This window comes from uncultured Lawsonella sp. (assembly GCF_947252745.1).
GTDB lineage: Bacteria > Actinomycetota > Actinomycetes > Mycobacteriales > Mycobacteriaceae > Lawsonella.
This window is the reverse complement of sequence record NZ_CAMXWW010000002.1, coordinates 86,226-113,003: the sequence shown is the minus strand read 5'-3', so window position 1 is coordinate 113,003 and position 26,778 is coordinate 86,226. Positions and strand designations below refer to the sequence as shown.

The following is a 26,778-nucleotide window of genomic DNA, read 5'->3' as shown; positions in this document are numbered from 1 at the left end:
GTGTCTGCAGCATCTACCCCGACTGCCCGTCAGCGCCGGATTGCAGCCTGGTTTACCAAGCTGGGGAAGACTATTCGTCGTCTGCCGCAGGAGCTTCGGCCGGATGATTACGAGATGTCTTATCTCCGTCTTCGTCTCCGGAAAGGCTTGCGTTACACACAAATTATCCTTATCGTGCTGGCCTGCTTTGTACTCCTCATGTCGCTGAGCATGGTAGTGGGGTGCGCCATTAGCGACCGCCATATCAATAGCCACCTCGCTAGCACCTATGCCCGGGTAGAATCCACTGAACGCTCCACCAGCTACGTCAGTTTCGTAGACCGCGATGGCAACGTGCAGAACCCCCGTGACGGTATCCTCTACCCAACCGGAGTGCGGGAGGGGCAACTGGTTCGCGTCGACTACGACTACACCAACCCCAACTATGCGCGAATCTCCGGGCGTAGCTGGACGCTATCGATTGTTCCGGCATTATCCCTGCTGGTGTGCGTTCTTCCGTGGATCGCGTTGGCCTACTGTGTGATCGGCCGCTACCGCATGCGGGCGGGTGGCATCATTCGGCGCACCCACTTTGGGGGGACCATCGCGGGGATCCACGTCAACCAGTCTCGCACGATACTGCGGATGCGTGCAGCTACTGCTCTGCCCACAAAACGGGTAACCTGAGCGTTGTGTCACGAGCAAGCCTAGAGAAGAAACCACAGGACGTCGCCAGCATGTTTGACGGTGTCGCTAAACGCTACGACATCACCAACACGGTGCTGTCCTTTGGTCAAGACAAACTGTGGCGTCGCCACACCCGCCAACTCCTCGATTTACGGCCGGGGGAACGCGTCCTCGATCTTGCCGCGGGAACCTCCGTCTCCACTGTTGAACTGGCCAAGTCCGGCGCCTGGTGTGTTGCCACGGACTTCTCCATTGGCATGCTGGAAGCCGGCAAGAGCCGCCCTGTTCCTAAGGCAGCGGGTGACGGTATGCACCTGCCCTTCGCGGACAACTCTTTCGATGCTGTCACCATCTCTTTCGGTCTGCGCAATATCTCCGACTTCCGCGCTGGTCTGCGCGAGATGGCGCGGGTGACAAAACCGGGCGGGCGTCTGGTCGTCTGTGAATTCTCTACCCCCACCTGGAAGCCTTTCCGGGTGGTGTACATGGAGTACCTCATGAAGGCGTTGCCGTGGGTCGCTACTAAGGTGTCCTCCAACCCAGAGGCTTATGTGTACTTGGCCGAATCTATCCGCGCCTGGCCGAACCAAGAACAACTTTTGGCAGAGTTGCAGGATGCGGGCTGGGGGGATGGTGCCACCTACCAGAATGAGACGGGTGGCATTGTGGCGTTGCATTATGGCCGTCGTCCCTTGTAATGAAACCGCTAACTATCGGTAGGATTTATCTCAAGACTGCGCACCACCTATTAGGCTGGTGGTGTTGCCCTCCACCGATGGCCCCGGATGCTCCCGCGGGTATCACAGACCTCTTAAAGGAAGTAATACGCATGGCAGAAGACACTCAGGTCTCTGGTATCGACCTCGGTGATGCTGCGCTGGCCGCCCGTACCACTCGTGGTATGCAGCAGGTTGAGGACCTGATGTTCAGCAGTCTTGATAACGGCCACGCCATGCCCACCCTTACAGCCTCCTATCTTGCCCAAGCGGGGGGGAAGCGCTTCCGCCCCCTTATGGTGCTGTTGGCCGCGCAGGTCGCCATTGCAGAGAATTCTCCCGCAAGTGTTACAGAAGAGTTCACCGCCAACGTTATTCGCTCCGGCGCCGTGATTGAGATGATCCACCTAGCCTCTCTCTATCACGACGATGTGATGGATGAGGCCCAACAGCGGCGCGGTACGGACTCCGCCAATAACCGGTGGGGAAACTCTGTCGCTATTTTGGCCGGGGACTACCTCTTCGCTGCCGCCAGCGCCATCATGTCGGAAATGGGCACGCAGGCGGTCCGCTGGATTTCCGAAACATTCGCTGAGCTTGTGAACGGACAGATGGAAGAAACTGTTCACGCTGGCTCGATGGAGTCCGTGGAAGCGTATCTGCGGGTGATTCACGGGAAGACCGCTTCGCTGATCGCCGCCGCCGGCCACTTCGGCGCCCACTATGCGGGTGCTTCCGAGCAGCAGGTTGCCGCTTTGAAGAAAGCCGCCCACGCGACCGGAATGGCCTTCCAGATTGTCGATGACGTCATCGACATTGCCTCCGAGTCCACCCAATCCGGCAAAACTCCGGGAACAGACCTCCGCGAAGGTGTGTTTACCCTGCCGGTGCTCTACGCGCTGGACGAGGAAGGCCCGGTGGGGGATCGGCTCCGTGAGATCCTCACTGGCCCCGTGACGGACGAAAATCTGGTGGAGGAAGCTCTCACTTTGCTGCGTGGTTCCGCGGGAATGCGGCAGGCCCGAGAGACGGTGTACGCCTACCGTGACGAAGCCAAAGATGCGCTGAGCATCTTCCAGGATTCCCCCGCCAAGGAAGCCTTCTTCCGGCTGGTGGACTTTACGGTCGCTCGCGTCGGGTAGCGAGCGAGACACACCCTCCTAGCGGTAGTTGGTGAACTGCAGCGCCACGTCCAGATCTGCTGCCTTCACCAGCGCGATGGTGTCTTGCAGATCGTCCCGCTTCTTGGAGCTCACCCGCAGCTCGTCACCTTGAATCTGTACTTTCGCGCCCTTCGGGCCTTCGTCCCGAATGAGCTTCGAGATTTTCTTGGCGGTGGGCTGGTCGATGCCCTGCTTCAGGGTGATGGTCATTTTTACCAGCTTGCCGGAGGTGGCCGGTTCGCCGGCCTCAATTGCCTTCAGAGAAATACCCCGGCGGATTAGCTTGGACTGGAACACGTCAAGGGCTGCCCGCACGCGATCCTCCGAGTTGGCCTGTACGACGATGGCGTCCCCGGACCAGACGATGTCAGCGTCCACGTTGCGGAAGTCATAGCGGGTGGAGATTTCCTTGGCGGCCTGGTTGAGGGCGTTATCGACTTCCTGGCGATCAATCTCGCTGACGATGTCGAAAGAAGAATCTGCGGCCATGGTGTGTCCTTCCGTGCGGGTGGCTGGTGATGGGGTGTATGTCTCGTAGTCGACCCCACTTTAGTAGTTTTTAGCTGCCGGTTTGGCATATTGCTGGGAGAGTCGCTAAAGTCTTGTGAGCACCTGTTCTTCAGTGCACGCCAGGTTGCCCGAGCGGCCAAAGGGAGCGGACTGTAAATCCGTCGGCGTTGCCTACCAAGGTTCGAATCCTTGACCTGGCACTCTCACACCCCCGCCACAAGCGGGGGTTGAGTTTTATATATGATTAACAAGAAATTACCGTTATACAGGCGATTTGTCATGTACGCAACTGTCCGGTAATCTTCTAGAAGCTTGGTAAGAGAGTGAATCTCCCTCAACAAGATTGCCCCCTTAGCTCAGTCGGCAGAGCGTTTCCATGGTAAGGAAAAGGTCGACAGTTCGATTCTGTCAGGGGGCTCTCTTTTTGCTCTGAAAGCACTTTGCTGCGGAGCCTCGACTGACAACTAGACATGGCGATGTAGCTCAGACGGTTAGAGCGCACGACTCATAATCGTGAGGTCGAGGGTTCGATCCCCTCCATCGCTACCACAGAAAAGCCCTGGTTAACAGTGTTAACCAGGGCTTTTTCGGGTCACCCGAGAGCCTCCTGCGCCGCATTCGCGTATTGACGCTGGTCGCGGAGAAGGGGACGGCGGTGGCCGTTATTTTCCGTAGGTGAGAATGCGGTTCACCAGGCGGGCAATGACATTCGGGGAGACCTGTTCGGTGAGGTAGAAAGCGGTGCACTGTTTGCCCACGGGGTGGTGGACGGTGGGGAGCTTGGTGGTGATACCGGTGGCCACGCCCCAGATGCGCTTGGCGACGTCCTTGGGCTCCAGCCGGACGCCCATTCGACGGGTGCCGGCGGTGGAGACGCCGTCGAGCATCTTGCTGTTGACATAAAGGGGCATCATGTCGACGACGCGAATGTCGTATTGGTCCCATTCCACGTTGAGGGCTTCCGTAAGGCCGCGGACTGCGAACTTAGTGGCTGAGTAGAGGGCCATGTCGGGGGTGCCGACGATGCCGGAGGCGGAACACATGCTGATGACCTGCGAGTGGGGGGTGGCAAGCAGGTAGGGGAAGGCGGCGTGACAGCCTTTGTAGACGCCCTTGACGTTGACGTCGACCATGAGGTCTTCGCGTTTGCGGTCGTCTTCATTGAAGGGGCCGTCAATGAGCAAGCCGGCGTTGTTGAGTAGGATGTCGAGGGTGCCGCCGGTGTGGGAGGTGAAGTTGGCGAGAGCGCGGTCCCAGTCTTCTTGGCTGGTGACGTCGAGGTGGCCAGCGATGATGTTGGGCATGTTGTCGGCCCAGTCGACGGGGGAGATGTCGTATGCGCCCACGAGGTAGCCGTTACGGGCGAACAGCTCGGCAGTTTCGCGGCCAATTCCGCGGGCAGCACCGGAAATGAAAATGGATTTTCTGGTCATAACTCTATGGTGACACAAGTCACAGGCTGAGGTATGGGGTTTTCGTCGACGAGCCAAACTCTTCGTTTTTCGGCACAATGGGGAAGGAGCTGCCAGCGCGGCGTTTGTCAGCAGCGCTGGTCCTCGCGTATCATCGCAGGAGGCGTAGTTCCGTGTGTCGCCAACCCGGCGCGCAGACGCCACCTTGTTCACCCGTGAGCAGGGACTCGTCGATGCCATTGTGGCTGGTGTCGAGGTGCTCTGATCACAGTGAATAGAGGGGTGTGGCTCAATTGGTAGAGCAGCGGTCTCCAAAACCGCAGGTTGCAGGTTCGAGTCCTGTCACCCCTGCCAGGACCCTGTTGGATTGTAGGGCATCCGTTGAAGACATGGAGGACAACGAGTGAGCGACGAGAAGAGCACACCGGACGACAACATTGTCGACCCGGTCGTGTCTGCAGCCGACGCTGCTGACACTGACGCCCAGTCGGTGCAGCCGACCGGTAAGCGTCGCCGCAAGGGCGCCTCGGAGCGCCCGGTCGTTGAGGCTCCTGCGGAAACCGAGGAGAAGAACGCCAAGGACGGTTTCTTCCCTCGCGCAGGTCGAGCCATCAAGGCCTTCTTTATCCGCATCGGGCACTTCTTCAAGAGCGTCTGGGACCAGATGAGAAAGGTCGTGTGGCCCACCAAGAAGGAGATGTTGATGTCGGTGCTCGCCGTCTTCATCTTCCTGGTCATCACGGTTGCTCTGGTATTCGGTGTGGATACTGGAGCGGGTGAGCTGGTCCGAGTGATCTTCCAGAATCCGAATGGTGGCGCCGATATGGTTCCACCGGGAATGCCTGGAATACCCGGAATGTAAATCTCCGCTGAAAGCCCTCTCCGGAGGGCCTTCATTGTTTTTTCAGAACTTATAGACTGAACACGTGTGGACGAGTGACCAACCCTCCTCGGCTACCTGCACAACACGACGTTTGCTACGACCGAACCGCGCACAGCTGCGGGCCGTACTGCTTGAAGGGAAGAGAACAGTGAGCAACACCGACGACAACGCTCTAGTTGAGGAGCAGACGCCGGACACTGCCGCCGTAGAACTGCCAGTGGGAGACTCTGCTGAGCAGCCGCTGGCCGTTGAGGCTGCTCCTGCCTCCGCAGTCGATCCGGTTGCGGAGTTCAAGAAGGAACTCCGTCGCCTCCCCGGAAAGTGGTATGTCATCCACTCCTACGCTGGCTACGAGAATAAGGTGAAGACCAACCTGGAGACTCGTATCCAGACCCTTGACGTGGGCGACTACATTTTCCAGGTGGAAGTTCCACAGGAAGAGGTCATTGAGCTGAAGAATGGGCAGAAGAAGTCCGTCAAGCGCAAGATCCTCCCCGGTTATGTGCTGGTGCGTATGGAACTCAATGACGAGTCTTGGGGTGCCGTCCGTAACACCCCCGGTGTGACCGGTTTCGTGGGTGCTACCAGTAACCCCACTCCGCTGTCGCTTCGGGAAGTCGTCAAGTTCCTCATGCCGAAAGATAACGCTCCAGCTGCCCCGGAAGCTACTGAAGAGGAAGCTGCCCCCGTCATCAAGGTGGATTACGAGGTCGGAGAGTCCGTCACTGTTATGGATGGCCCCTTCGCTACCCTCCCCGCCACTATTAGCGAAGTTGATCTCGATACCCAGAAATTGCAGGTATTGGTCTCTATCTTCGGTCGCGAGACCCCCGTGGAACTCGGTTTCGACCAGGTGGAGAAGATCTCCTAAACCCCCCTTTACGTCGGAAGCCCCACCTCGATGTGGGGTTTTCCGTGTGTATCGGGTAATATCTCCTAGTCACCTATCTGTCTGGCACTCATTTATTTTCTGCTGGGCAGCACTAAATGTGATGAGGTAACAAGTAGCGGCGTAGCGCGACATGCGACAAGCCGCTAACAGTCAACACAAGTAAGGAAGCACGGATGCCCCCGAAGAAGAAAGTCACCGGGCTCATCAAGCTGCAGATCCAGGCTGGACAGGCCAACCCTGCTCCGCCGGTGGGCCCTGCTCTTGGTGCCCATGGTGTCAACATCATGGAATTCTGCAAGGCATACAACGCTGCCACTGAAAGTCAGCGCGGCGACGTTGTGCCTGTGGAAATTACCGTCTACGAAGATCGGTCCTTCACCTTTGTCTTGAAGACCCCTCCGGCCGCTAAGCTCCTCCTCAAGGCTGCTGGCATTGCCAAGGGTTCGGCTACTCCGCACACCAATAAGGTCGGTTCTGTGACCATGGATCAGTGCCGTGAGATTGCCAAGACCAAGCAACCGGATCTCAACGCCAACGATATCGAGGCTGGCGCCAAGATTATTGCTGGTACCGCTCGCTCGATGGGTATCACCGTCGAGGGTGCATAACAACCTCAGTGGAAGAGCCCGCTTCGGCTCGAACCACCCCCAACCGTCACACTGGTGACAGGAATGGAAACAAATGAGCAAGAACTCTAAGGCTTATAAGGCCGCTGCGGAGAAGGTCGACCGTTCCCTTCTCTACACTCCTTTGCAGGCTGCCAAACTCGCTAAGGAAACCTCCTCCGTCAAGATGGATGCCACCGTCGATGTGGCTATGCGTCTGGGCGTTGACCCCCGCAAGGCTGACCAGATGGTGCGCGGCACCGTCAACCTTCCGCACGGCACCGGTAAAACCGCCCGTGTGATCGTCTTCGCCGTTGCAGACAAGGCCGCTGAGGCTGAAGCTGCTGGTGCCGACGAGGTTGGCTCCGACGAACTCATCGCCAAGATCCAGGGCGGCTGGCTCGACTTCGATGCCGCCATCGCCACCCCGGATCAGATGGCCAAGGTTGGCCGCATCGCCCGCATCCTCGGTCCCCGTGGCCTTATGCCGAACCCCAAGACCGGCACCGTGACCACTGACGTGACCAAGGCTGTTAAGGACATTAAGGGCGGTAAGGTTACCTTCCGCGTCGACAAGGCCGCCAACCTGCACCTCATCATCGGCAAGGCTTCCTTCGATGTTGAGCAGCTGGTGGAGAATTACGCAGCGGTGTACGACGAGGTTCTGCGCCTCAAGCCGTCCTCCTCCAAGGGCCGCTACGTCAAGAAGATTACGATGTCCACCACCACCGGACCGGGCATCCCGGTGGATCCCAGCGTCACTTGTAACTACCTTGGTGAAGCAGACGCCTAATCTCTTCCCGTGAGCTGGTGCTCTGCACCATTCTCACGTGCCATACCATCGACCCCCATTCCGTTCTACGAGCGGGTGGGGGTCGATTTGGTACTGAGCAGCATCAATCGCTACACTCAATGAAGAAGTTTGACCCGATCAAGTTTCACCCAAGACCGTTGGTCACTGTTAACACACGTTAGCAGTTGAAGGTCCGAAATAATTCGGCGGCCCACGCAGGTAGAACTCAGTCGAGGATGACGGCGAACAATCGTGTTTGCCCGTGATTCACGCCTTGCGTCTCCTGCGCAAGGCGTTTGTTTATTTCGGGCGAACGACAAGAGGAAGGAGGCAAAGCATGGTCCAGTCTACGAAGGTCACCGCAGTAGCCGCGATCAAGGAGCAGTTCGAGAATTCCACTGCTGCCATCGTCACCGAATACCGTGGTCTGTCCGTTCCGGCCATGACCGAGCTGCGCCGCGCTCTCGGAAAGAGTGCAACCTACTCCGTCGCCAAGAACACCCTGGTCAAGCGCGCTGCTGCTGAAGTTGGCGTGGAAGGCCTCGAGGATCTTTTGGTTGGCCCCACCGCCATCGCGTTCATCGACGGCGAACCCGTCGAAGCCGCCAAGGCTTTCCGTGCATTCGGTAAGGACCACAAGGAACTCGTCATCAAGGGCGGTTACATGGATGGCCAGGCGCTGTCCGTGGACCAGGTCGAGAAGCTCGCAGACCTCGAGTCTCGCGACGTTCTCCTCGCCAAGCTCGCCGGTGCGATGAAGGGCAACCTGGCGAAGGCTGCTGGACTCTTCAACGCTCCCGCATCCCAGGTGGCTCGTCTCGCAGCCGCCCTGCAGGAGAAGAAGTCCGCAGAGTAGTTCATCTATCCGCTGCCTAGCGCGGATACCGCCTGGGATTGCCCGGGCACTTACCACCACAAACGTAAGAGTCCATAATCAAGGACCAAAGGAAAGGAAGCCACCATGGCTAAGCTCACCACCGAAGAGCTCCTCGATGCTTTTAAGGAAATGACCCTCATCGAGCTCTCTGAGTTCGTCAAGGCCTTCGAAGACACCTTCGAGGTTACCGCTGCTGCCCCCGTCGCCGTTGCCGCTGCTGGTGCCCCCGCCGCTGCTGCCGAGGCTGAGGAAGAGAAGGACGAGTTCGACGTCATCCTCGAGTCCGTCGGCGACAAGAAGATCCAGGTTATTAAGGTCGTCCGCGAGATCGTCTCCGGCCTCGGCCTGAAGGAAGCCAAGGACCTCGTTGAGGCTGCCCCCAAGGCCGTCCTCGAAGGTGCTAACAAGGATGACGCTGAGGCTGCCAAGGCCAAGCTTGAAGAAGCCGGCGCCACCGTCACCCTCAAGTAAGTTTTTCGACTTACCGTCAATGCCCCTCTCCGCATCCGCGGGAGGGGCATTGACCTATTTCTCGGCAAGAACCGGGAATTTCGCCCTCTGCGAGCACATCTCTCGCCACCCAGTCATTGTCCTAAAAAAGCAGTTACCAGCACTTTCTTTAGGCGAATTCTTCCCTTGTTTCCGCGCATATCCTTGACAATTCTTTGTGTGCAGGTGACGATGATTGTGACCACGTGACGTGGCACATAATTTGAGGAGGGATGTTCCCTTTCATCGTGGGGTTTTCACGAGTGCAGATGGAAGGCAGTACGCGAGCGCCGGTGTCTCTGCCGGTGGACATAAGTCGGATTTCGTTATACCATTGATCTTTGCGTTGGCCCCATTGCGCCCAAAACTGGGCTTACTGATCAGAAAGTGACTTTCGGGACTTCCCAAAAACCCTTTTGAACAGGCAAAATGTACGCTTTGTTCGGTAGTGGAAGGCTTTAGTTGGAGAAGCTGGAAACTGCTGTATTAAAGAGTACAGAGGCTGACAACGGAACCACTGTAGATTACGTCGTGGAAACATTCCTGGCGGCTCGCGTCCTGGGTCGCCGCGTATGCTTCTGCGCATGAGGTCCTGGAAGGACGCACCTTGGCAGTCTCTCGCCAGACCAGTTCGAAGGCCCAGATCCCTGGAGCCCCCAAGCGGCCGTCGTTTGCTACCATTCGCGAACCACTTGAGGTTCCCGATCTGCTGAGCATTCAGACTGACTCATTTGCTTGGCTAGTCGGAACGAAGAAGTACACCCAGTCCGATGCAGACGAGGTCACCGGTGAGCAGCGCGTCACCGGCGGTCTTGAAGACATTCTCGACGAAATTTCCCCCATTGAGGACTTCGCCGGGTCTATGTCTCTGTCGTTCTCGGATCCGCGATTCGATGAGGTGAAGGCCTCTATCGCGGAATGTCGAGAAAAGGACATGACCTACTCCGCCCCGCTGTTCGTCACGGCTGAGTTCGTGAACAACACCACCGGCGAAATCAAGAGCCAGACCGTCTTCATGGGTGACTTCCCCATGATGACCGATAAGGGCACCTTCATTATTAACGGCACCGAGCGTGTCGTGGTGTCTCAGCTTGTCCGTTCCCCCGGTGTCTACTTCGATGAATCCATCGACAAGACCACGGAGAAGGAACTTCACGCGGTGAAGATCATCCCCTCCCGTGGCGCATGGCTCGAGTTTGACGTCGACAAGCGTGACACCGTTGGTGTCCGCATCGACCGCAAGCGCCGCCAGCCCGTCACTCTCCTCCTCAAAGCCCTCGGCTGGACCAGTGAGGCCATCACCGAGCGCTTCGGCTTTTCCGAAGTTATGATGTCCACCCTCGAAAAGGACACGGCTGACACTCCGGACGAGGCCCTGCTTGAGATTTACCGCAAGCTGCGTCCGGGCGAACCCCCGACCAAGGAAGGCGCCCAGAACCTTCTCGCTAACCTGTTCTTTAAGGAAAAGCGTTACGACCTTGCGCGCGTTGGCCGCTACAAGATCAACCGCAAGCTCGGCCTGCTCAAGGAAGGCAACGATTCTCTCACCCTCACTGAGCAGGACATCGCCACCACCATCGAGTACCTAGTGCGCCTGCATGCCGGTGACACCACCATGACTGCCCCTGACGGCACCGAGATCCCGGTGGAAACCGACGACATTGACCACTTCGGTAACCGTCGCCTCCGCACCGTCGGCGAACTCATCCAAAACCAGGTACGCGTCGGCCTCTCCCGCATGGAACGCGTCGTGCGCGAGCGCATGACCACCCAGGACGTGGAAGCCATCACCCCGCAGTCCCTCATCAACATCCGCCCCGTGGTGGCAGCAATCAAGGAGTTCTTCGGAACCTCCCAGCTGTCTCAGTTCATGGACCAGAACAACCCGCTGTCGGGCCTCACCCACAAGCGTCGTCTGTCTGCCCTGGGACCGGGCGGCCTCACCCGTGACCGTGCTGGCCTCGAAGTCCGCGACGTTCACAACTCTCACTACGGCCGTATGTGCCCGATTGAGACTCCGGAAGGCCCGAACATTGGCCTCATCGGTTCTCTCTCCGTGTACGCCCGCGTGAACCCCTTCGGCTTCATCGAAACCCCGTACCGTCGCGTCGTCGACGGCCGTGCCACCGACCAGGTTGACTACCTCACCGCAGATGAGGAAGATCGCCACGTTGTGGCCCAGGCCAACTCGCCGATGGACGCAGATGGCAAGTTCCTCGATGAGCGCCTGCTCGTGCGTAAGAAGGGTGGCGACGTCGAATACGTTACCCCCGACGAAGTGGACTACATGGACGTGTCCCCGCGCCAAATGGTCTCCGTAGCAACCGCTATGATTCCCTTCCTCGAGCACGACGACGCCAACCGTGCTCTCATGGGTGCCAACATGCAGCGCCAGGCCGTGCCCCTGCTGAAGACCGACTCCCCGCTGGTCGGCACCGGAATGGAACTGCGCGCCGCCTACGATGCCGCCGACGTCATCATCAATGAGAAGGCCGGCATTATCGAAGAAGTCTGCGCTGACTTCATCACCGTCATGGCTGATGACGGCACCCGCACCACCTACCAGCTGCAGAAGTTTGTCCGCTCCAACCCCGGCACATGCTACAACCAGGTTCCAATTGTGGCCGCCGGGCAGCGTGTGGAAGCCGGCGAAGTCATCGCCGACGGCCCCTCCACTGACAAGGGCGAAATGGCTCTCGGCAAGAACATGCTGGTCGCCATTATGCCGTGGGAAGGCTATAACTACGAGGATGCCATCATCCTCTCGCAGCGCGTCGTGGAAGAGGACGAACTGACCTCTATCCACATCGAAGAGCACGAGATCGATGCCCGCGACACCAAGCTTGGTGCCGAGGAAATCACCCGCGACATCCCCAACGTGTCCGACGAAGTGCTCGCCGACCTTGACGAGCGAGGCATCGTGCGTATCGGTGCTACCGTCCGCGACGGTGACATCCTGGTCGGCAAGGTCACCCCCAAGGGTGAAACCGAGCTCACTCCGGAAGAGCGCCTGCTGCGTGCCATCTTTGGCGAAAAGGCCCGCGAAGTCCGCGACACCTCCCTCAAGGTGCCGCACGGTGAAACCGGCAAGGTGACCGGTGTGCGCGTCTTCTCCCGCGAGGATGACGACGAGCTTCCCCCGGGCGTGAACGAACTGGTGCGCGTCTACGTCGCCCAGAAGCGTCGTATTCAGCCCGGTGACAAGCTCTCCGGCCGCCACGGCAACAAGGGTGTTATCGGCAAGATCCTACCGGTCGAAGACATGCCCTTCCTCGCCGACGGCACCCCCATCGACATTGTCCTCAACACCCACGGCGTGCCCCGTCGTATGAACATCGGCCAGATCATGGAAATCCACCTCGGCTGGCTGGCCAAGTACGGCTGGAAGATCGAGGGTGACCCGGAGTGGGCCAAGATGCTCCCCGAGGAAATGCTCGATGTGGAGCCGAATACCAAGACCGCCACCCCCGTGTTCGACGGTGCTGAACCCGACGAGATCGAAGGTCTGCTGGGCTGTGTCCGGCCCAACGCCGACGGTGAAAACATGATGGGTCCCGACGGCAAGGTCACTCTGTTCGACGGTCGCTCCGGCGAGCCTTACCCCTACCCGGTCTCCGTCGGCTACATGTACATGCTGAAGCTGCACCACCTGGTAGACGAGAAGATCCACGCTCGTTCCACCGGCCCCTACTCCATGATTACCCAGCAGCCGCTCGGCGGTAAGGCCCAGTTCGGTGGCCAGCGCTTCGGTGAAATGGAATGTTGGGCCATGCAGGCGTACGGCGCTGCCTACACCCTGCAGGAGCTCCTCACCATCAAGTCTGACGATGTGGTGGGGCGTGTGAAGGCCTACGAAGCCATCGTGAAGGGCGAGAACATCCCCGCTCCGGGTATCCCCGAGTCCTTCAAGGTGTTGCTCAAGGAACTCCAGGCACTCTGCCTCAACGTGGAAGTCCTCTCCGCAGACGGTGACGTTGTCAACCTGTCTGACGACGATGACGACCTCGAGCGGGCCGCCTCCAACCTGGGCATCAACCTCTCGCACGATGAGAACGCATCCGTGGAAGATCTCGCCTAAGAGTCTTCGGCTCTCTGTAGCCACCTGAACCAAAGAGACATTCACCTCGGCTACCCGCCCGGGTAGCCACAATCCCACTGGGGAAAGGAAGTTACGTGCGCGACGTCAACTTCTTCGATTCGCTCCGAATCAGCCTCGCTAGCGCCGACGACATTCGTCGCTGGTCCTACGGTGAGGTCAAAAAGCCGGAGACCATCAACTACCGTACGCTGAAGCCAGAGAAGGACGGCCTCTTCTGCGAGCGTATCTTCGGTCCTACCCGGGACTGGGAATGCGCCTGTGGTAAGTACAAGCGCGTCCGCTTCAAGGGCATCGTCTGTGAACGATGCGGCGTGGAAGTCACCCGTGCCAAGGTACGTCGTGAGCGCATGGGCCACATTGAGCTCGCCGCCCCCGTCACCCACATCTGGTACTTCAAGGGTGTGCCCTCCCGTCTGGGTTACCTGCTTGACCTGGCACCCAAGGATCTGGAAAAGATCATCTACTTCGCTTCCTACGTCGTCACCAGCGTCGATGAAGAAGCCCGACACAACGACCTCTCCACCCTCGAAGCAGAAATCACCGCTGAGAAGAAGGAGATCGAGGACGGCCGCGACGTCGACCTCGAGGAGCGCGCCCAGAAGCTGGAAGCTGACCTGGCCGAGCTCGAGGCCGAAGGCGCCAAGGCTGATCTGAAGCGCAAGGTCAAGGACGCCGCCGAGCGTGAGATGAAGCACATCCGCGAGGACGCCAACCGCGAACTCGACCGCCTCGACATCCTCTGGGATACCTTCACTAAGCTGGAGCCCAAGGACCTCATCCTCGACGAGAACGTCTACAACGAACTCGATGACCGTTTCGGTGAATACTTCGAGGCAGGCATGGGCGCCGAGGCCATCCAGAAGCTTATCGAGGCCTTCGATCTGGAAGCCGAAGCAGAGGTGCTGCGCGAGATCATCCGCACCGGCAAAGGCCAGAAGAAACTCCGTGCTCTGAAGCGCCTCAAGGTAGTCGCCGCCTTCATCCAGTCCGGTAACAACCCGGCTGGCATGGTACTCGACTGCATTCCGGTCATTCCGCCGGAACTGCGCCCCATGGTGCAACTCGACGGTGGCCGCTTCGCCACCTCCGACCTCAACGACCTCTACCGTCGTGTCATCAACCGCAACAACCGCCTGAAGCGCCTCATTGACCTCGGTGCCCCCGAGATCATCATCAACAACGAAAAGCGCATGCTCCAGGAATCCGTGGATGCACTCTTCGATAACGGACGCCGTGGTCGCCCCGTCGCCGGCCCCGGTAACCGTCCCCTGAAGTCGCTGTCTGACCTCCTCAAGGGCAAGCAGGGCCGCTTCCGCCAGAACCTGCTCGGTAAGCGCGTCGACTACTCCGGCCGTTCCGTTATTATCGTGGGCCCGCAGCTCAAGCTGCACCAGTGTGGTCTGCCGAAGCTCATGGCTCTGGAGCTCTTCAAGCCCTTCGTCATGAAGCGCCTGGTTGACCTCAACTACGCCCAGAACATCAAGTCTGCCAAGCGTATGGTGGAACGCCAGCGCCCGCAGGTGTGGGACGTGCTGGAAGAGGTCATCGCCGAGCATCCGGTTCTCCTCAACCGTGCACCTACCCTGCACCGTCTGGGCATCCAGGCCTTCGAACCGGTGCTCGTCGAAGGCAAGGCCATCATGCTCCACCCGCTGGTGTGTGAAGCCTTCAACGCCGACTTCGACGGTGACCAGATGGCAGTCCACCTACCGCTGTCCGCTGAGGCGCAGGCAGAAGCTCGCGTCCTCATGCTGTCCTCTAACAACATCCTCTCCCCGGCATCCGGCCGTCCGCTGGCAATGCCGCGACTGGATATGGTGACAGGCCTTTACTACCTCACCACCGTGGATCCCGACGCGCCGGGTTCCTACCGCGAGGACCTCCACAAGGAGTGCCCCACCAACGGCTACTATTCGTCTGTGGCGGAAGCCATAATGGCCCGCGACGCAGGTGCCCTCTCCATCCAGTCGCCCATCGTGATTCGGCTCACCCACCAGCGTCCACCCAAGGAGATCGAGGCTGAGCAGTTCCCGAACGGCTGGCACCCCGGCGACGTGTGGGTCTGCAAGACTACCCTTGGCCGCATCATGTTCAATGATTTGCTGCCTGGTGACTACCCCTACGTCAACGACCAGATGGCCAAGAAGAAGCAGGCTGTCATCATCAACGACATGGCTGAGCGCTACCCGATGATCGTGGTTGCCCAGACAGTTGACCGTTTGAAGGATGCCGGCTTCTTCTGGGCGACTCGCTCCGGTGTTACCGTCGCCATCTCCGACGTGCAGGTTCCGCCGGTCAAGAAGGAGATTCTGGCCGAGTACGACAAGCGCGCCAACAAAGTGGAGAAGCAGTACCAGCGCGGTGCCCTTTCCCACGATGAGCGCAACGCCGCCCTTGTGAAGATCTGGTCTGAGGCCACCGAAGAGGTCGGCCAGGCGATGGAAGACAACTACCCTGCCACCAACCCGATCCCCGTGATCGTGAAGTCTGGTGCCGCCGGTAACATGACCCAGATGCGGTCGCTGTCCGGTATGAAGGGCCTGGTGACAGACCCGAAGGGTAACTTCATCCCGCAGCCTATTAAGTCCTCTTTCCGTGAAGGTCTGACCGTGCTGGAGTACTTCATTAACTCTCACGGTGCCCGTAAGGGCCTGGCCGATACCGCCCTCCGTACCGCAGACTCTGGCTACCTCACCCGTCGTCTGGTGGACGTGGCCCAGGACGTCATCGTCCGGGAAGAGGACTGTGGCACCACCCGCGGTATTGTCGTGCCGATCGCTGAGATTCTGCCCGATGGCACTCTCATCCGGGACCAGCACATCGAGACCAGCGTGTTCGCTCGTACCCTTGCCGAGGATGCCAAGGATAAGGACGGCAACGTCATCGTTGCTGGTGGCACCGACATCGGCGATCCAGAGATCGACGCGCTCCTGACTGCCGGCGTCACTGAGGTGAAGGTGCGCTCTGTGCTCACCTGTAACTCCAAGAATGGTGTCTGTGCCAAGTGCTACGGTCGCTCCATGGCCACCGGTAAACTCGTGGACGTCGGCGAAGCTGTTGGTATTGTGGCAGCCCAGTCCATTGGTGAGCCCGGTACCCAGCTGACGATGCGTACCTTCCACCAGGGCGGTGTCGGTGACGACATCACCGGCGGTCTGCCGCGTGTGCAGGAGCTCTTCGAAGCTCGTGTTCCCAAGGGCAAAGCCCCCATTGCGGAGGTGTCCGGTACCGTCAAACTGGAAGAGGGCGAGAAGTTCTGGACCATCACCATTACCCCGGATGATGGCTCCGACGACGTCGTCTATGACAAGCTCTCGAAGCGTCAGCGCCTGCACGTTCTGAAGAAGGCCGACGGCTCCGAAGGTGTTATCGACACTGGTGACCACATCACCATTGGTGAGCAGTTGCTGGAAGGCGCTGCCGATCCCCACGATGTGCTGCGTGTCATGGGCCCCCGCCAGGTGCAGATCCACCTCGTCAATGAGGTTCAGGGTGTGTACCGTTCGCAGGGTGTGTCTATCCACGACAAGCACATCGAAGTGATTGTGCGCCAGATGCTGCGTCGTGTCACCATCATCGACTCTGGCTCCACTGAGTTCCTTCCTGGTTCTCTGGTTGAGCGCCCCGAATTCGAGGCAACCAACCGTGCCATCGTGCGCGAAGGCGGAACCCCCGCCGCGGGTCGTCCCGTCCTCATGGGTATCACCAAGGCCTCCCTGGCCACCGATTCCTGGCTGTCTGCGGCCTCCTTCCAGGAGACCACGCGCGTCCTTACCGATGCCGCTATCAACAGTCGTGTCGATAACCTCATCGGCCTTAAGGAAAACGTCATCATCGGTAAGCTCATCCCTGCTGGTACCGGCATTACCCGCTACCGCGACATCCAGGTGCATCCCACCGAGGAGGCGCGTGCAGCTGCCTATGCCATTCCGACGGGCTTCGATGACGGCTTCTATGGTCCCGACGATGCTTTCATCGACGAGACCGGTGCGGCCGTTCCGTTGGATGACTTCGACTTTGGCGAATAGTCCTGCTTAGACAAAACTGTGGGTGATGTTCCAACAGGAACATCACCCACAGTTTTTCTGTCTGTAGTTTTGCGAGAAAGACAGGAAGTGGAAGCTTAGCGCTTCACCCACCAACGCTGCATGACAAGCTGGGCGAACTCGGTGTTATCCAAGTAGCGACCCCGCACGAGGTCCTGCTGGTCAGCCAGGTTAAGGACAGTGTGGAAGCCCGCACCGCGAATGAAGAACGGCACCAGCTGGTTCGTGTGCTGTTCGGAGAGCCACTCCATCTGGATACTGCCGGAGGTGTCCTTGCTGAGCGGGCGGAAGTCCATCTTCGACGGGCCGTTCACAAAACCGGTTTCGTGGTCGGCAGTGACGATGAGAAGGGTCTCCTCCCAGCTGGAGTACTTTTCGACCCAAGTAGCAACGTCATCGATGGCCTTCACGAACTCGGCGGTCTCTTCAATAATGCGGGCGCTCTCATTGGCGTGGCCGGACCAGTCAATGGCGCCTCCCTCAATCATCAGGAATGTTCCGCGCGGGTTGTCGTCAAGCACGTTCAGTGCACCCAGCGCCAGGTCAGAGAGGGTGGGAACGTTGTTGCGCGGAGTCTGGCCGACAGTCTCGTTAGTACTCTTGCCGGCGCGGGAGTCTCGTCCCTGCTGCAGGGTGGAGGCAACCTGGGGAATACCCCAGATGCGCTTGCCCTGGTAGTTCCTGTTAGTTCGGGCGAGTTTGGTGAAATCGTTCTTCTTCTCGATGAAGGAGAACGGGGTCTTTCCACCGCGCAGGGCCGTCCAGTCTGACTCCGAGATGTAGGTGTAGTCGGGGCGAGACTGGCGCTTGTGGTTGTTGTCGAACAACGGGTGACCAGGTGCAATCACCACGTCCAGCTGGCTCTTCAGCATCTGATTGGTGATGTTGTGGTAGCTGGAGCGCTGCGGTTCGTGGGCGACGTAGCACGCTGGAGTGGCGTGCGAGTAGGGCACGCTGGAGACCACACCCGCGGACCTACCGAGCTGTTTGGCCCGCTCAGTAAGGTTTTCTACGGGGCGCTGGAGAACATCCATACCCACTACGCCTTGGAACGTCTTGTGGCCGGATGCCATCGCCGTTGCCGCTGCGGCCGAGTCGGTGGGGACGCCATTTGCCCCAACAACTGAGGACCAGTTCACATGGGTGTTGTAGCTACCAATAGCGGCATAGGTGGATTGGGCGACGTGTGGCCAACGCTGGAAACCGGGCTGGGGCTTGTTGTGTGCTTTCGCTCCACCGCGGGACACCTGATAACCGGTGCTGTTCCGGTAGTGCAGGTTGTATAGGTCGAGAGTGTTAAATCCCATGCCGTCACCGATCATGAAGATGACGTTTTTAGGGACGCCGGTGGGGTTCTGCTGCCCAGGCGCAGCGTGTGCGATGGGGGAGAGGGCGGCCAGTGCGAGGACAGAGACGCTGACAGCAGCCAGGGTGTGCTTGGTGAAACGCCACGGGCGGAACGGGGTGTGGGTGCGGAGGGCCCACGGTGCGGTAGAGGTCATCGGAGCTCCTTGTACCAAGGTTGTCCCCTTGACCTTAACTGTCCTGGCCAAACAGGATCCCATCAACAGGTAACGGAGAGTTAAAACTTCCGGATCGGTAGCGCAGGAGCAAAACAACATTTCGACGACAAACTGTCTATCGCCGTCATCGGCTCGATTTGCCTCATCCTCCCTCATCGCTGCGCTGATGCCCTTGGGATGAGGGTAGATAGTGGTACTAGGTGATGTAGATACTTAGTGGCATAGGTACCAGGTGATTGAGGTACGAGGTGATTTAGGAACTAGGGATCTGAAAGCTGGCCAAACTTATCACGTTTTTCATGGGCACTGGCCCGTACCGTGGTGGGCGAAACAGGTTCCCTTGTGTGTAGCAGGTGGTGTGTTCGGACACCCTGAAATGGGCGTATAGAGTCCTCAATGAGGGGCCCGTAAAATCCTTGGGTTTGGTTTCCAGGGTTTTTCGCACTAGCATTGATAACCGTGCCCACAACATGTGGGCGGGTTATTGTCCCAGGTAAGCCAGCGAGAGCGGCCGACGTGCTCTTTCTTGCGCAAAAAACGGCTCTGATCTGGACATTTTGCCCCATTAGCTTTTTATGGCGCGTGGGGGAGACCCCCAGACGCCCATTCCCGTTGCCACAAGGTGCGGGTCACTAACACATTGAGGAAAGTCGGTTCATGCCAACTATTCAGCAGCTGGTTCGCAAGGGCCGCCAGGATAAGACCGCAGTCACCAAGACTGCAGCTTTGAAGGGCAGCCCGCAGCGCCGTGGCGTGTGCACTCGTGTGTACACCACTACCCCTAAGAAGCCGAACTCTGCCCTTCGTAAGGTTGCCCGTGTGCGCCTGTCGTCCGGCATTGAGGTGTCCGCTTACATTCCCGGTGAAGGTCACAACCTCCAGGAGCACTCCATGGTGCTCGTGCGTGGCGGTCGTGTGAAGGACCTCCCGGGTGTTCGTTACAAGATCGTCCGTGGCGCTCTGGATACCCAGGGCGTGAAGGGTCGCAAGCAGGCTCGTTCCCGCTACGGTGCCAAGAAGGAGAAGTAAACATGCCTCGTAAAGGTCCCGCCCCGAAGCGGCCTCTCGTCAACGATCCTGTTTACGGTTCCCCGCTGGTCACCCAGCTCGTGAACAAGGTCCTTATCGACGGTAAGAAGTCCACCGCCGAGCGCATCGTCTACAGCGCTCTGGAAATGTGCCGTGAGAAGACCGGCACTGACCCTGTCAACACCCTCAAGAAGGCTCTCGACAACGTTCGTCCTTCCCTCGAGGTCCGGTCCCGCCGCGTCGGTGGCGCCACCTACCAGGTGCCCGTCGAGGTGCGTCCTGGCCGTGCCACCACCCTGGCTCTGCGCTGGCTCGTCGCGTTCTCCCGTCAGCGTCGTGAGAAGACCATGGCTGAGCGTCTCGCCAACGAGCTGCTCGATGCTTCCAACGGTCTTGGCGCCTCTGTGAAGCGTCGTGAAGACACTCACAAGATGGCAGAAGCCAACAAGGCATTCGCCCACTACCGCTGGTGACGCTACGGCAGCGCATCACTACACTAGAAGATGCACTGTCCAGAACGTTCAGCTTTAGCGGCGTTCGCGCAACTGACCTATGTCAAAAGAGGATCCCTCGCGGATCCATGATCGAACGGAGAGTTCGAAGTGGCACTTGAAGTGCTTAAGGACCTGAATAAGGTTCGCAATATCGGCATCATGGCTCACATCGATGCTGGTAAGACCACTGCTACCGAGCGCATCCTGTTCTACACCGGTATTAACTACAAGATCGGTGAGACTCACGATGGCGCTTCCACCATGGACTGGATGGAGCAGGAAAAGGAACGCGGTATCACCATTACCTCCGCGGCCACCACCTGCTACTGGAAGGGCCACCAGCTCAACATCATCGACACCCCCGGCCACGTGGACTTCACCGTTGAGGTGGAGCGCTCCCTCCGTGTGCTGGACGGCGCTGTCGCCGTCTTCGACGGTAAGGAAGGCGTCGAGCCGCAGTCCGAACAGGTGTGGCGTCAGGCTTCCAAGTACGACGTCCCCCGCATCTGCTTCATCAACAAGATGGACAAGATGGGCGCGGACTTCTACTACTCTGTTAAGACCATTGAAGATCGCCTCGGCGCCAAGCCGCTGGTTCTGCAGCTCCCCATCGGCGCTGAAGACGCCTTCGACGGCGTTGTCGACCTGCTCACCATGAAGGCCCTCATGTGGCCGGGCAAGGTTGAACCGGGCCAGGAAGCCAGCATCGAAGAGATCCCCGCCGATCTCGCTGACCGCGCTGCCGAATACCGTGAGAAGCTCATCGAGACCGTCGCTGAGTCCGATGAAGAACTCATGGAGAAGTACTTCGCCGGTGAAGAACTCACCATCGACGAAATCAAGGGTGCTATCCGCAAGCTCACCATCAATTCCGAGGCCTACCCCGTCATCTGTGGTACCGCCTTCAAGAACAAGGGTGTGCAGCCCCTCCTCGACGCCATCACCGCCTACCTGCCCAGCCCGTTGGACGTTCCCAACATCGCCGGCCACGCTGTCAACGATGAGACCGTTGAGATTGACCGCAAGCCCTCCATGTCCGAGCCGTTCTCGGCACTCGCCTTCAAGGTTGCTGCTCACCCGTTCTTCGGCAAGCTGACCTACGTGCGTGTGTACTCCGGTCATGTGAAGTCCGGCGACACCATCGCCAACTCCACCAAGGGCAAGAAGGAGCGCGTCGGAAAGCTCTTCCAGATGCACTCCAACAAGGAGAACCCGGTTGATGAGGCCTTCGCCGGCCACATCTACGCCTTCATCGGCCTCAAGGACACCACCACTGGTGACACTCTGTGTGACCCCAGCAACCCAATCGTCCTCGAATCCATGACCTTCCCGGATCCCGTTATCCAGGTGGCCATCGAACCCAAGACCAAGTCCGACCAGGAGAAGCTGGGTATCGCCATCCAGAAGCTCGCCGAAGAGGACCCGACCTTCACCGTGCAGAACGATGAGCAGACCGGTCAGACCGTCATCGGCGGCATGGGCGAGCTCCACCTGGACGTGCTGGTTGACCGTATGCGTCGCGAGTTCAAGGTTGAGGCTAACGTTGGTAAGCCGCAGGTTGCTTACCGCGAGACCATCCGCAAGGTGGTCGATAAGTACGAGTACACGCACAAGAAGCAGACCGGTGGTTCTGGTCAGTTCGCGCGTGTCATCATCAAGCTTGCTCCTCTCACCGAGATTGGCGAAGACGGCGAACACTACAAGTTCGTCAACTCCGTCACTGGTGGCCGCGTCCCGAAGGAATACATCCCCTCCGTCGACGCTGGTGTGCAGGATGCCATGCAGTACGGTGTGCTGGCCGGCTTCCCGCTGGTCGACATCGAGTGTGAGCTCCTTGACGGTGCCTACCACGAAGTTGACTCTTCGGAAATGGCGTTCAAGGTTGCCGGCTCTATGGCACTGAAAGAAGCTGCAAAGAAAGCTTCACCGGTCCTCCTCGAGCCCATTATGGACGTGGAGGTTGTTACCCCTGAGGAGTACATGGGCGACGTAATCGGTGACCTCAACTCCCGCCGTGGCCAGGTTAAGGCCATGGAAGAGCGCAGTGGCGCACGTGTGGTGAAAGCCGACGTCCCGCTGTCTGAGATGTTCGGCTATGTTGGAGACCTTCGGTCGAAGACCCAGGGCCGAGCCAACTACACGATGGTCTTCGGATCCTACGCTGAGGTTCCTCAGAATGTGGCGAAGGAAATCATCGCGAAGGCTAACGGAGAGTAATCTTCGTGGCCCTGACCCTGCCGACTGCCTAGTCGCGGGAAATTCGTGACTAGGCAATTGACAGAAATGCCAGCTACACTTAACCAAGTAGCATTTGACCAAAGATCTGAACCAAACAAGAATTGCTAGCGCCCGCTAGTATTTCATGATCGTCCAGGAGGACAACAAAGTGGCGAAGGCTAAGTTCGAGCGGACCAAGCCGCACGTAAACATTGGCACCATCGGTCACGTCGACCACGGCAAGACCACCCTGACCGCAGCTATCACCAAGGTGCTCGCGGAGAAGTACCCCGATCTCAACGCTTCCTTCGCGTTCGATGAGATCGACAAGGCCCCTGAAGAGAAGGCCCGTGGTATTACCATCAACATCTCCCACGTGGAGTACCAGACCGAGAAGCGTCACTACGCACACGTCGACGCCCCCGGTCACGCTGACTACATCAAGAACATGATCACCGGTGCTGCTCAGATGGACGGTGCCATCCTCGTGGTCGCCGCCACCGACGGCCCGATGCCGCAGACCCGTGAGCACGTGCTCCTTGCCCGCCAGGTGGGTGTCCCCTACATCGTCGTCGCTCTCAACAAGTGCGACATGGTTGACGATGAGGAAATCCTCGAGCTCGTCGAGATGGAAGTTCGCGAACTGCTCGCTTCCCAGGAATACGACGAGGACGCTCCGATCGTCCGCGTTTCCGCCTACCAGGCTCTGCAGGGCGACGAGAAGTGGACGAACTCCATCCTCGAGCTCATGGACGCCGTTGACGAATCCGTTCCGGATCCGGTTCGTGAAACCGACAAGCCCTTCCTCATGCCCATTGAGGACGTCTTCACCATCACCGGTCGTGGCACCGTTGTCACCGGCCGTATCGAGCGCGGTATTATCCACCTCAACGAGGATGTCGAGCTCATCGGTATCCGCGACAAGGCCACCTCCACCACCGTTACCGGTATCGAGATGTTCCGCAAGATGCTCGATGACGGCGAAGCTGGCGACAACGTCGGCCTCCTCCTCCGTGGTGTCAAGCGCGAAGACGTCGAGCGCGGCCAGTGTGTCTGCGCCCCCGGCGCCTACACCCCGCACACCAACTTCGAGGGTTCCGTCTACGTCCTGTCCAAGGACGAGGGCGGCCGCCACACCCCGTTCTTCGACAACTACCGTCCGCAGTTCTACTTCCGTACCACTGACGTGACCGGTGTTGTGAAGCTCGCCGAAGGCACCGAGATGGTTATGCCTGGCGACAACTGCGAGATGACCGTTGAGCTCATCCAGCCCGTCGCCATGGACGAGGGCCTCCGCTTCGCAATCCGCGAAGGTGGCCGTACCGTCGGCGCCGGTCGTGTTACCAAGATCATCAAGTAAGTGATCTGCTCCGTAGGGAGTAACACACCGAGCACACAGTAAGCTCACATGAACCCCGCCTCAGTCGTGAGGCGGGGTTCATGCTATTTGCACCAGTTACATTCCTTCGTCCTTCCCCCTACCTACTGCCTATACGACTTCAGCCCCCACATAGTGTGGGGGCTGAAAGGTATTCGAGCAGTAACTCTGTTGGATCGCCGCTACTCTACGGCCGACACGGACTTCTCATCAGACTCTAGGTCGGGCGGAATATTCGTTTGGACTTCCTGAGTTCCCCGGTAGCGGGCAGAAGACGTGGTGCCATCGGGCCGGCGGACCTTGTCAAGCTGCAAGAACACGCGGGTCGTTGGGCCGCAGTAGCTCACTGCAGCAGGGACATCCGCAGAGATCTGTTCTGCAATGTCAATAAGGGTGGTGATGGGGACGTCAGCAGGCGATTGCAAGTCAATGTCTAGCGTCGGAACACCCCTGTCGTTAACGGCGCGCGACGAGGCGGACCGTACAGCGGGGAGGTTTTCCACATCTCGAGCTATTGCTCGGCCGACGTCGGAAAGCTCAATGCGAATGGCGCCGCCGGGCTGGTTGGCGTCCAATACTAGAGTGTCGACGGTACGCCGCTTTGTCAGCAGGGTAATGCTGCGGAGACACATCAGGATGATGAGAATAGCTGCGACGACGAGGGCGGGGAACCACCAGTCGGCGTTTTCGGCACGTTCGAATTGACTCTTCGGCCAGCTATCGTTCAGCCAACTGGTGAGTGGCTCCACTCCGGCGTACCACAGGATGCACACCACCCCGAGCCCGGTGAGGATGAGACCAACAAGGAACATGGTAAAGCGTGCGTAGGCTTCAGCACCGCGAGTCATTATTGCTGTCCTCCTTTGTTCACAGGTCGGACGGTGAGGGTGAGGGTGCGATCGACGTGTTCCAGCTCAGCTGTGACGGCTTCGCGTACGCGCTCGACGACATCGGCCGAGGCAGGTCCGGCGGTGTAGATGGAGACCGTCACCTTTTTGTCGTTGGTCGCAGTGCTGGCACGCGTAACGCCATAGACTTCCTGAGCGGCATGAGTGCACAGGCGGCAGACGTCTATCGGGCGCATCCAGACCGCGGCTTCACTGTGGATGGGAAAGTAGCGGACCCGGGTGGGAAGGAGGGAACGAACCATGGTGATGAGTCCGACCAAGGCAAGGATGATACCTGCTGGCAGTACCCATTGGCCGTACTGCATTTGGCCGATGGCGTGGGAGGCGGTTCCGAACCACGAGGGGCCACTGACGTGTCCCCGGGCGACGACCGCATCGTGGATGGCGATGGCGGCGACGAGGAGGAACACTACCGTGAGGAACCACATGAATCCGGCCGCCCCAGGCCGGGACTTCGGCAGACGGGGTTCTTTGGTGAGATCGTAATTATCAGCGGGTTGGCTCATTGTTTGTTCCTTCCTCCACATCGCAGGGGGCGACAACATGCTGAACATGCGGGCTGCTGTCGAACGCTGCGAGATCCTCGAAGGTCACTCGCGGGGGACGAGTTTTTGAGCCGGATTGCGGGTCTGTGGTGATGGCGTCCACAAATACGGCAACCTCCGTCACCTGTGCATCCATAAAGGTCTCGAGGTGAGTGCGCACTGCTTCGCGTACACTCCGGGCCACTTGCACGACGGGGGCGGGCCAGCTGACGGCAATGTGCACTTCGGCGGCGATGTAAGGGCCATCGGTGGTGATGTCGGACTGGGGGAGAGGCTTGCCAAAGAGGCGGCCTACTCCGGCAGCCTTTTCCACACATCCGGGAACCGACAGTGCCGCTTGCCGGATAATCCGGTTGGTGACGGACTGGTCGATGCGGAGAGAGCCGGTGGCTACGGAAGAGGTGGACTCCATTTAGCCACGTCCACGATTCGTAAACATAGCCCGCATGTCGATCTTGCCGTCAATCTGGGCGCCGACAAGTCCGCCGATCGCACCCAGGATGAGGGCGGCAAGGAAGAAGGAAAATCCTCCGGTTGCCCAGGCAATCGTCAGCAGTAGGCCGACAATGATGCCGTAATACGTAATTGACATGGATTTCTCCTAGGTATGTGATTCGGCGGCGGGAACCACCAGATCATTAATGTACACATCGATAGGAACGGGGACTGCACGGTGAAGGGCACGGCGCACTGCCTGAGCAACCTTCATAGGGTTATGAGGCCACCGTACCGCGATAGCGACGTGGACACGGTGGGTATCGGCATCATAAGCGATACCTTTAACGATGCCTTTGGGTGTATAGGTCGAGGTTTCCCCGTAGCGTCCACCATCAAGGTGGTCAACACCGGGAACCTGAGACACAGCTGCGGCGAGTTGTGTCGCCAGGTCGTCGGTGAAGGTAAAAGGGACAGTTGTCATTGGGGTGTGCCACCATTCGTTTTGTCAGAGCGGAATCGTCTGAGTAGACGAAAGGGAGAAGGAGCAGGCGTCGTTAGTTGACGCGGGACTCCTGCTTTTCCTCTTCCTTCTTGTCCTCTTCGGGAAGGTGGATGTCCAGGACGGAGACGTTGACTTCGTTGACCTTAAGCCCGGTCATACCCTCGACAGCGGAGATGATGTTTTTGCGGATAGCTCCGGCAAGCTGGTGGATAGCTACGCCGTACTCGGCGACGATGTCGACGTCGACGGCGGCTTCAGTTTCGCCGACCTCAACGGAGATACCTTGCTGGACATCGGTGTTGGAACCAGGGATGCGCTCACGGATGGCGCCGGCGAAGCGGGCAGCGCCGGTTCCAAGGTCGTAGACGCCGGGAACTTCGCGGGCGGCGATGCCGGCAACCTTACCAACAACGACGTCGGCGATAACGGTTTGGCCGCGGTCGGCGGGTTCGGCAGACTGGGGGGTGGGAGTGTTCTTGTTTTCAGACATCGGTGCTCCTTTGTGCTGTTCAGCCCGCTGTTGTGGAAGTGCTTTCCGGAAAAGCGAAATCTCGTGAACAGCGTAGCGGTGGGGGTAAAAACTGTGTGTTTAC

24 protein-coding genes and 4 tRNA genes are annotated in these 26,778 nt (G+C 59.0%); 19 read left to right on the top strand and 9 right to left on the bottom strand.

Annotated features, from left to right (window positions below):
* The 3 genes from Q0X28_RS02700 (at window position 1) to Q0X28_RS02690 (ending at window position 2,524) form a co-directional block, all read left to right on the top strand.
* Window positions 1-666 carry a DUF3592 domain-containing protein gene (locus Q0X28_RS02700; protein ID WP_296239259.1) on the top strand — a complete coding sequence of 222 codons (666 nt, stop codon included), beginning with the start codon at window positions 1-3 and terminating at the stop codon, window positions 664-666.
* A gap of 5 nt (window positions 667-671) precedes the next feature.
* Window positions 672-1,364, top strand: coding sequence for a demethylmenaquinone methyltransferase (locus tag Q0X28_RS02695; RefSeq protein WP_296239262.1), 693 nt, complete (start codon window positions 672-674; stop codon window positions 1,362-1,364).
* Between the two features lie 131 nt (window positions 1,365-1,495).
* Entirely contained in the window at window positions 1,496-2,524 is a 1,029-nt protein-coding gene (locus Q0X28_RS02690; RefSeq protein WP_296239264.1) for a polyprenyl synthetase family protein, read from the top strand.
* An 18-nt stretch (window positions 2,525-2,542) separates the two neighbouring features.
* Here Q0X28_RS02690 and Q0X28_RS02685 read toward each other — a convergent pair whose 3' ends face one another.
* Entirely contained in the window at window positions 2,543-3,034 is a 492-nt protein-coding gene (locus Q0X28_RS02685; RefSeq protein WP_296239266.1) for a YajQ family cyclic di-GMP-binding protein, read from the bottom strand.
* 139 nt (window positions 3,035-3,173) lie between these two features.
* Here Q0X28_RS02685 and Q0X28_RS02680 point away from each other — a divergent pair.
* From Q0X28_RS02680 to Q0X28_RS02670, 3 genes are all read left to right on the top strand, one after another.
* Window positions 3,174-3,255 (top strand) — tRNA-Tyr (locus tag Q0X28_RS02680).
* A gap of 145 nt (window positions 3,256-3,400) precedes the next feature.
* Window positions 3,401-3,473, top strand: a tRNA-Thr gene (locus tag Q0X28_RS02675).
* Window positions 3,474-3,527: 54 nt separating this feature from the next.
* Window positions 3,528-3,604 (top strand) — tRNA-Met (locus Q0X28_RS02670).
* A 113-nt stretch (window positions 3,605-3,717) separates the two neighbouring features.
* Here Q0X28_RS02670 and Q0X28_RS02665 read toward each other — a convergent pair.
* Window positions 3,718-4,488: an SDR family oxidoreductase gene (locus Q0X28_RS02665; protein ID WP_296239268.1), complete on the bottom strand. Its 771-nt coding sequence runs from the start codon at window positions 4,486-4,488 to the stop codon at window positions 3,718-3,720.
* A 257-nt stretch (window positions 4,489-4,745) separates the two neighbouring features.
* On the opposite strand from Q0X28_RS02665, the gene Q0X28_RS02660 reads away from it, so the two are divergent.
* The 9 genes from Q0X28_RS02660 (at window position 4,746) to Q0X28_RS02620 (ending at window position 17,133) form a co-directional block, all read left to right on the top strand.
* Window positions 4,746-4,821, top strand: a tRNA-Trp gene (locus tag Q0X28_RS02660).
* A 49-nt stretch (window positions 4,822-4,870) separates the two neighbouring features.
* Complete coding sequence (gene secE / locus Q0X28_RS02655; protein ID WP_298576354.1) at window positions 4,871-5,329, top strand: preprotein translocase subunit SecE; 459 nt, start codon at window positions 4,871-4,873, stop codon at window positions 5,327-5,329.
* Window positions 5,330-5,561: 232 nt separating this feature from the next.
* Entirely contained in the window at window positions 5,562-6,221 is a 660-nt protein-coding gene (gene nusG / locus Q0X28_RS02650) for a transcription termination/antitermination protein NusG (protein WP_298576673.1), read from the top strand.
* Window positions 6,222-6,415: 194 nt separating this feature from the next.
* Window positions 6,416-6,850 carry a 50S ribosomal protein L11 gene (rplK, locus tag Q0X28_RS02645; RefSeq protein ID WP_298576351.1) on the top strand — a complete coding sequence of 145 codons (435 nt, stop codon included), beginning with the start codon at window positions 6,416-6,418 and terminating at the stop codon, window positions 6,848-6,850.
* A gap of 73 nt (window positions 6,851-6,923) precedes the next feature.
* A complete protein-coding gene (gene rplA, locus Q0X28_RS02640) occupies window positions 6,924-7,640 on the top strand; it encodes a 50S ribosomal protein L1 (protein WP_298576348.1) in 717 nt (238 codons plus the stop codon).
* A gap of 337 nt (window positions 7,641-7,977) precedes the next feature.
* A complete protein-coding gene (gene rplJ, locus Q0X28_RS02635; protein ID WP_298576345.1) occupies window positions 7,978-8,496 on the top strand; it encodes a 50S ribosomal protein L10 in 519 nt (172 codons plus the stop codon).
* 105 nt (window positions 8,497-8,601) lie between these two features.
* On the top strand, window positions 8,602-8,988 hold the full coding sequence (rplL, locus tag Q0X28_RS02630; protein ID WP_296239276.1) for a 50S ribosomal protein L7/L12: 387 nt from the start codon (window positions 8,602-8,604) through the stop codon (window positions 8,986-8,988).
* Between the two features lie 625 nt (window positions 8,989-9,613).
* Complete coding sequence (locus Q0X28_RS02625; RefSeq protein WP_298576341.1) at window positions 9,614-13,084, top strand: DNA-directed RNA polymerase subunit beta; 3,471 nt, start codon at window positions 9,614-9,616, stop codon at window positions 13,082-13,084.
* Window positions 13,085-13,179: 95 nt separating this feature from the next.
* Complete coding sequence (locus tag Q0X28_RS02620; RefSeq protein WP_296239281.1) at window positions 13,180-17,133, top strand: DNA-directed RNA polymerase subunit beta'; 3,954 nt, start codon at window positions 13,180-13,182, stop codon at window positions 17,131-17,133.
* A gap of 95 nt (window positions 17,134-17,228) precedes the next feature.
* On the opposite strand, the gene Q0X28_RS02615 is transcribed toward Q0X28_RS02620, so the two are convergent.
* A complete protein-coding gene (locus tag Q0X28_RS02615) occupies window positions 17,229-18,653 on the bottom strand; it encodes an alkaline phosphatase (protein ID WP_298576338.1) in 1,425 nt (474 codons plus the stop codon).
* A 678-nt stretch (window positions 18,654-19,331) separates the two neighbouring features.
* Here Q0X28_RS02615 and rpsL point away from each other — a divergent pair.
* From rpsL to tuf, 4 genes are all read left to right on the top strand, one after another.
* A complete protein-coding gene (gene rpsL, locus Q0X28_RS02610) occupies window positions 19,332-19,703 on the top strand; it encodes a 30S ribosomal protein S12 (protein WP_053961761.1) in 372 nt (123 codons plus the stop codon).
* Window positions 19,704-19,705: 2 nt separating this feature from the next.
* Window positions 19,706-20,176 (top strand): 30S ribosomal protein S7, encoded by a 471-nt coding sequence (rpsG, locus tag Q0X28_RS02605; RefSeq protein ID WP_296239287.1) that lies wholly within the window; start codon window positions 19,706-19,708, stop codon window positions 20,174-20,176.
* A gap of 129 nt (window positions 20,177-20,305) precedes the next feature.
* Window positions 20,306-22,414 carry an elongation factor G gene (gene fusA / locus Q0X28_RS02600; protein WP_298576334.1) on the top strand — a complete coding sequence of 703 codons (2,109 nt, stop codon included), beginning with the start codon at window positions 20,306-20,308 and terminating at the stop codon, window positions 22,412-22,414.
* A gap of 169 nt (window positions 22,415-22,583) precedes the next feature.
* Window positions 22,584-23,774 (top strand): elongation factor Tu, encoded by a 1,191-nt coding sequence (gene tuf, locus Q0X28_RS02595; protein WP_298576671.1) that lies wholly within the window; start codon window positions 22,584-22,586, stop codon window positions 23,772-23,774.
* Between the two features lie 200 nt (window positions 23,775-23,974).
* On the opposite strand, the gene Q0X28_RS02590 is transcribed toward tuf, so the two are convergent.
* The 6 genes from Q0X28_RS02590 to Q0X28_RS02565 all read right to left on the bottom strand — a co-directional run bounded on the left by Q0X28_RS02590 (window position 23,975) and on the right by Q0X28_RS02565 (window position 26,675).
* On the bottom strand, window positions 23,975-24,640 hold the full coding sequence (locus Q0X28_RS02590) for a hypothetical protein (protein WP_296239291.1): 666 nt from the start codon (window positions 24,638-24,640) through the stop codon (window positions 23,975-23,977).
* The gene (locus tag Q0X28_RS02585) at window positions 24,640-25,206 is read right to left on the bottom strand and encodes a DUF6286 domain-containing protein (protein WP_296239293.1); all 567 of its coding nucleotides are present in this window, start codon (window positions 25,204-25,206) and stop codon (window positions 24,640-24,642) included. The genes Q0X28_RS02590 and Q0X28_RS02585 overlap by 1 nt, the downstream gene beginning before the upstream one ends.
* Window positions 25,190-25,657 (bottom strand): Asp23/Gls24 family envelope stress response protein, encoded by a 468-nt coding sequence (locus Q0X28_RS02580; RefSeq protein WP_296239295.1) that lies wholly within the window; start codon window positions 25,655-25,657, stop codon window positions 25,190-25,192. Before Q0X28_RS02580 ends, Q0X28_RS02585 begins: the two co-directional genes overlap by 17 nt.
* Window positions 25,658-25,837: a DUF2273 domain-containing protein gene (locus tag Q0X28_RS02575; protein ID WP_296239296.1), complete on the bottom strand. Its 180-nt coding sequence runs from the start codon at window positions 25,835-25,837 to the stop codon at window positions 25,658-25,660.
* A 9-nt stretch (window positions 25,838-25,846) separates the two neighbouring features.
* Entirely contained in the window at window positions 25,847-26,164 is a 318-nt protein-coding gene (locus tag Q0X28_RS02570) for a hypothetical protein (protein WP_296239299.1), read from the bottom strand.
* A 73-nt stretch (window positions 26,165-26,237) separates the two neighbouring features.
* Window positions 26,238-26,675, bottom strand: a complete 438-nt coding sequence (locus Q0X28_RS02565) for an Asp23/Gls24 family envelope stress response protein (protein ID WP_296239300.1) — start codon at window positions 26,673-26,675, stop codon at window positions 26,238-26,240.
* Window positions 26,676-26,778: the final 103 nt, after the last annotated feature.

Bases quoted from the DNA above. Each gene is read 5' to 3' on its own strand.
- rpsL (WP_053961761.1), top strand. From the start codon at position 19,332: ATGCCAACTATTCAGCAGCTGGTTCGCAAGGGCCGCCAGGATAAGACC.
- Q0X28_RS02615 (WP_298576338.1), bottom strand. From the start codon at position 18,653: ATGACCTCTACCGCACCGTGGGCCCTCCGCACCCACACCCCGTTCCGC.
- rplA (WP_298576348.1), top strand. From the start codon at position 6,924: ATGAGCAAGAACTCTAAGGCTTATAAGGCCGCTGCGGAGAAGGTCGAC.
- rpsG (WP_296239287.1), top strand. From the start codon at position 19,706: ATGCCTCGTAAAGGTCCCGCCCCGAAGCGGCCTCTCGTCAACGATCCT.
- rplL (WP_296239276.1), top strand. From the start codon at position 8,602: ATGGCTAAGCTCACCACCGAAGAGCTCCTCGATGCTTTTAAGGAAATG.
- Q0X28_RS02665 (WP_296239268.1), bottom strand. From the start codon at position 4,488: ATGACCAGAAAATCCATTTTCATTTCCGGTGCTGCCCGCGGAATTGGC.
- Q0X28_RS02565 (WP_296239300.1), bottom strand. From the start codon at position 26,675: ATGTCTGAAAACAAGAACACTCCCACCCCCCAGTCTGCCGAACCCGCC.
- Q0X28_RS02685 (WP_296239266.1), bottom strand. From the start codon at position 3,034: ATGGCCGCAGATTCTTCTTTCGACATCGTCAGCGAGATTGATCGCCAG.
- Q0X28_RS02575 (WP_296239296.1), bottom strand. From the start codon at position 25,837: ATGTCAATTACGTATTACGGCATCATTGTCGGCCTACTGCTGACGATT.
- rplJ (WP_298576345.1), top strand. From the start codon at position 7,978: ATGGTCCAGTCTACGAAGGTCACCGCAGTAGCCGCGATCAAGGAGCAG.
- Q0X28_RS02585 (WP_296239293.1), bottom strand. From the start codon at position 25,206: ATGAGCCAACCCGCTGATAATTACGATCTCACCAAAGAACCCCGTCTG.
- Q0X28_RS02580 (WP_296239295.1), bottom strand. From the start codon at position 25,657: ATGGAGTCCACCTCTTCCGTAGCCACCGGCTCTCTCCGCATCGACCAG.
- Q0X28_RS02590 (WP_296239291.1), bottom strand. From the start codon at position 24,640: ATGACTCGCGGTGCTGAAGCCTACGCACGCTTTACCATGTTCCTTGTT.
- rplK (WP_298576351.1), top strand. From the start codon at position 6,416: ATGCCCCCGAAGAAGAAAGTCACCGGGCTCATCAAGCTGCAGATCCAG.
- Q0X28_RS02690 (WP_296239264.1), top strand. From the start codon at position 1,496: ATGGCAGAAGACACTCAGGTCTCTGGTATCGACCTCGGTGATGCTGCG.
- Q0X28_RS02570 (WP_296239299.1), bottom strand. From the start codon at position 26,164: ATGACAACTGTCCCTTTTACCTTCACCGACGACCTGGCGACACAACTC.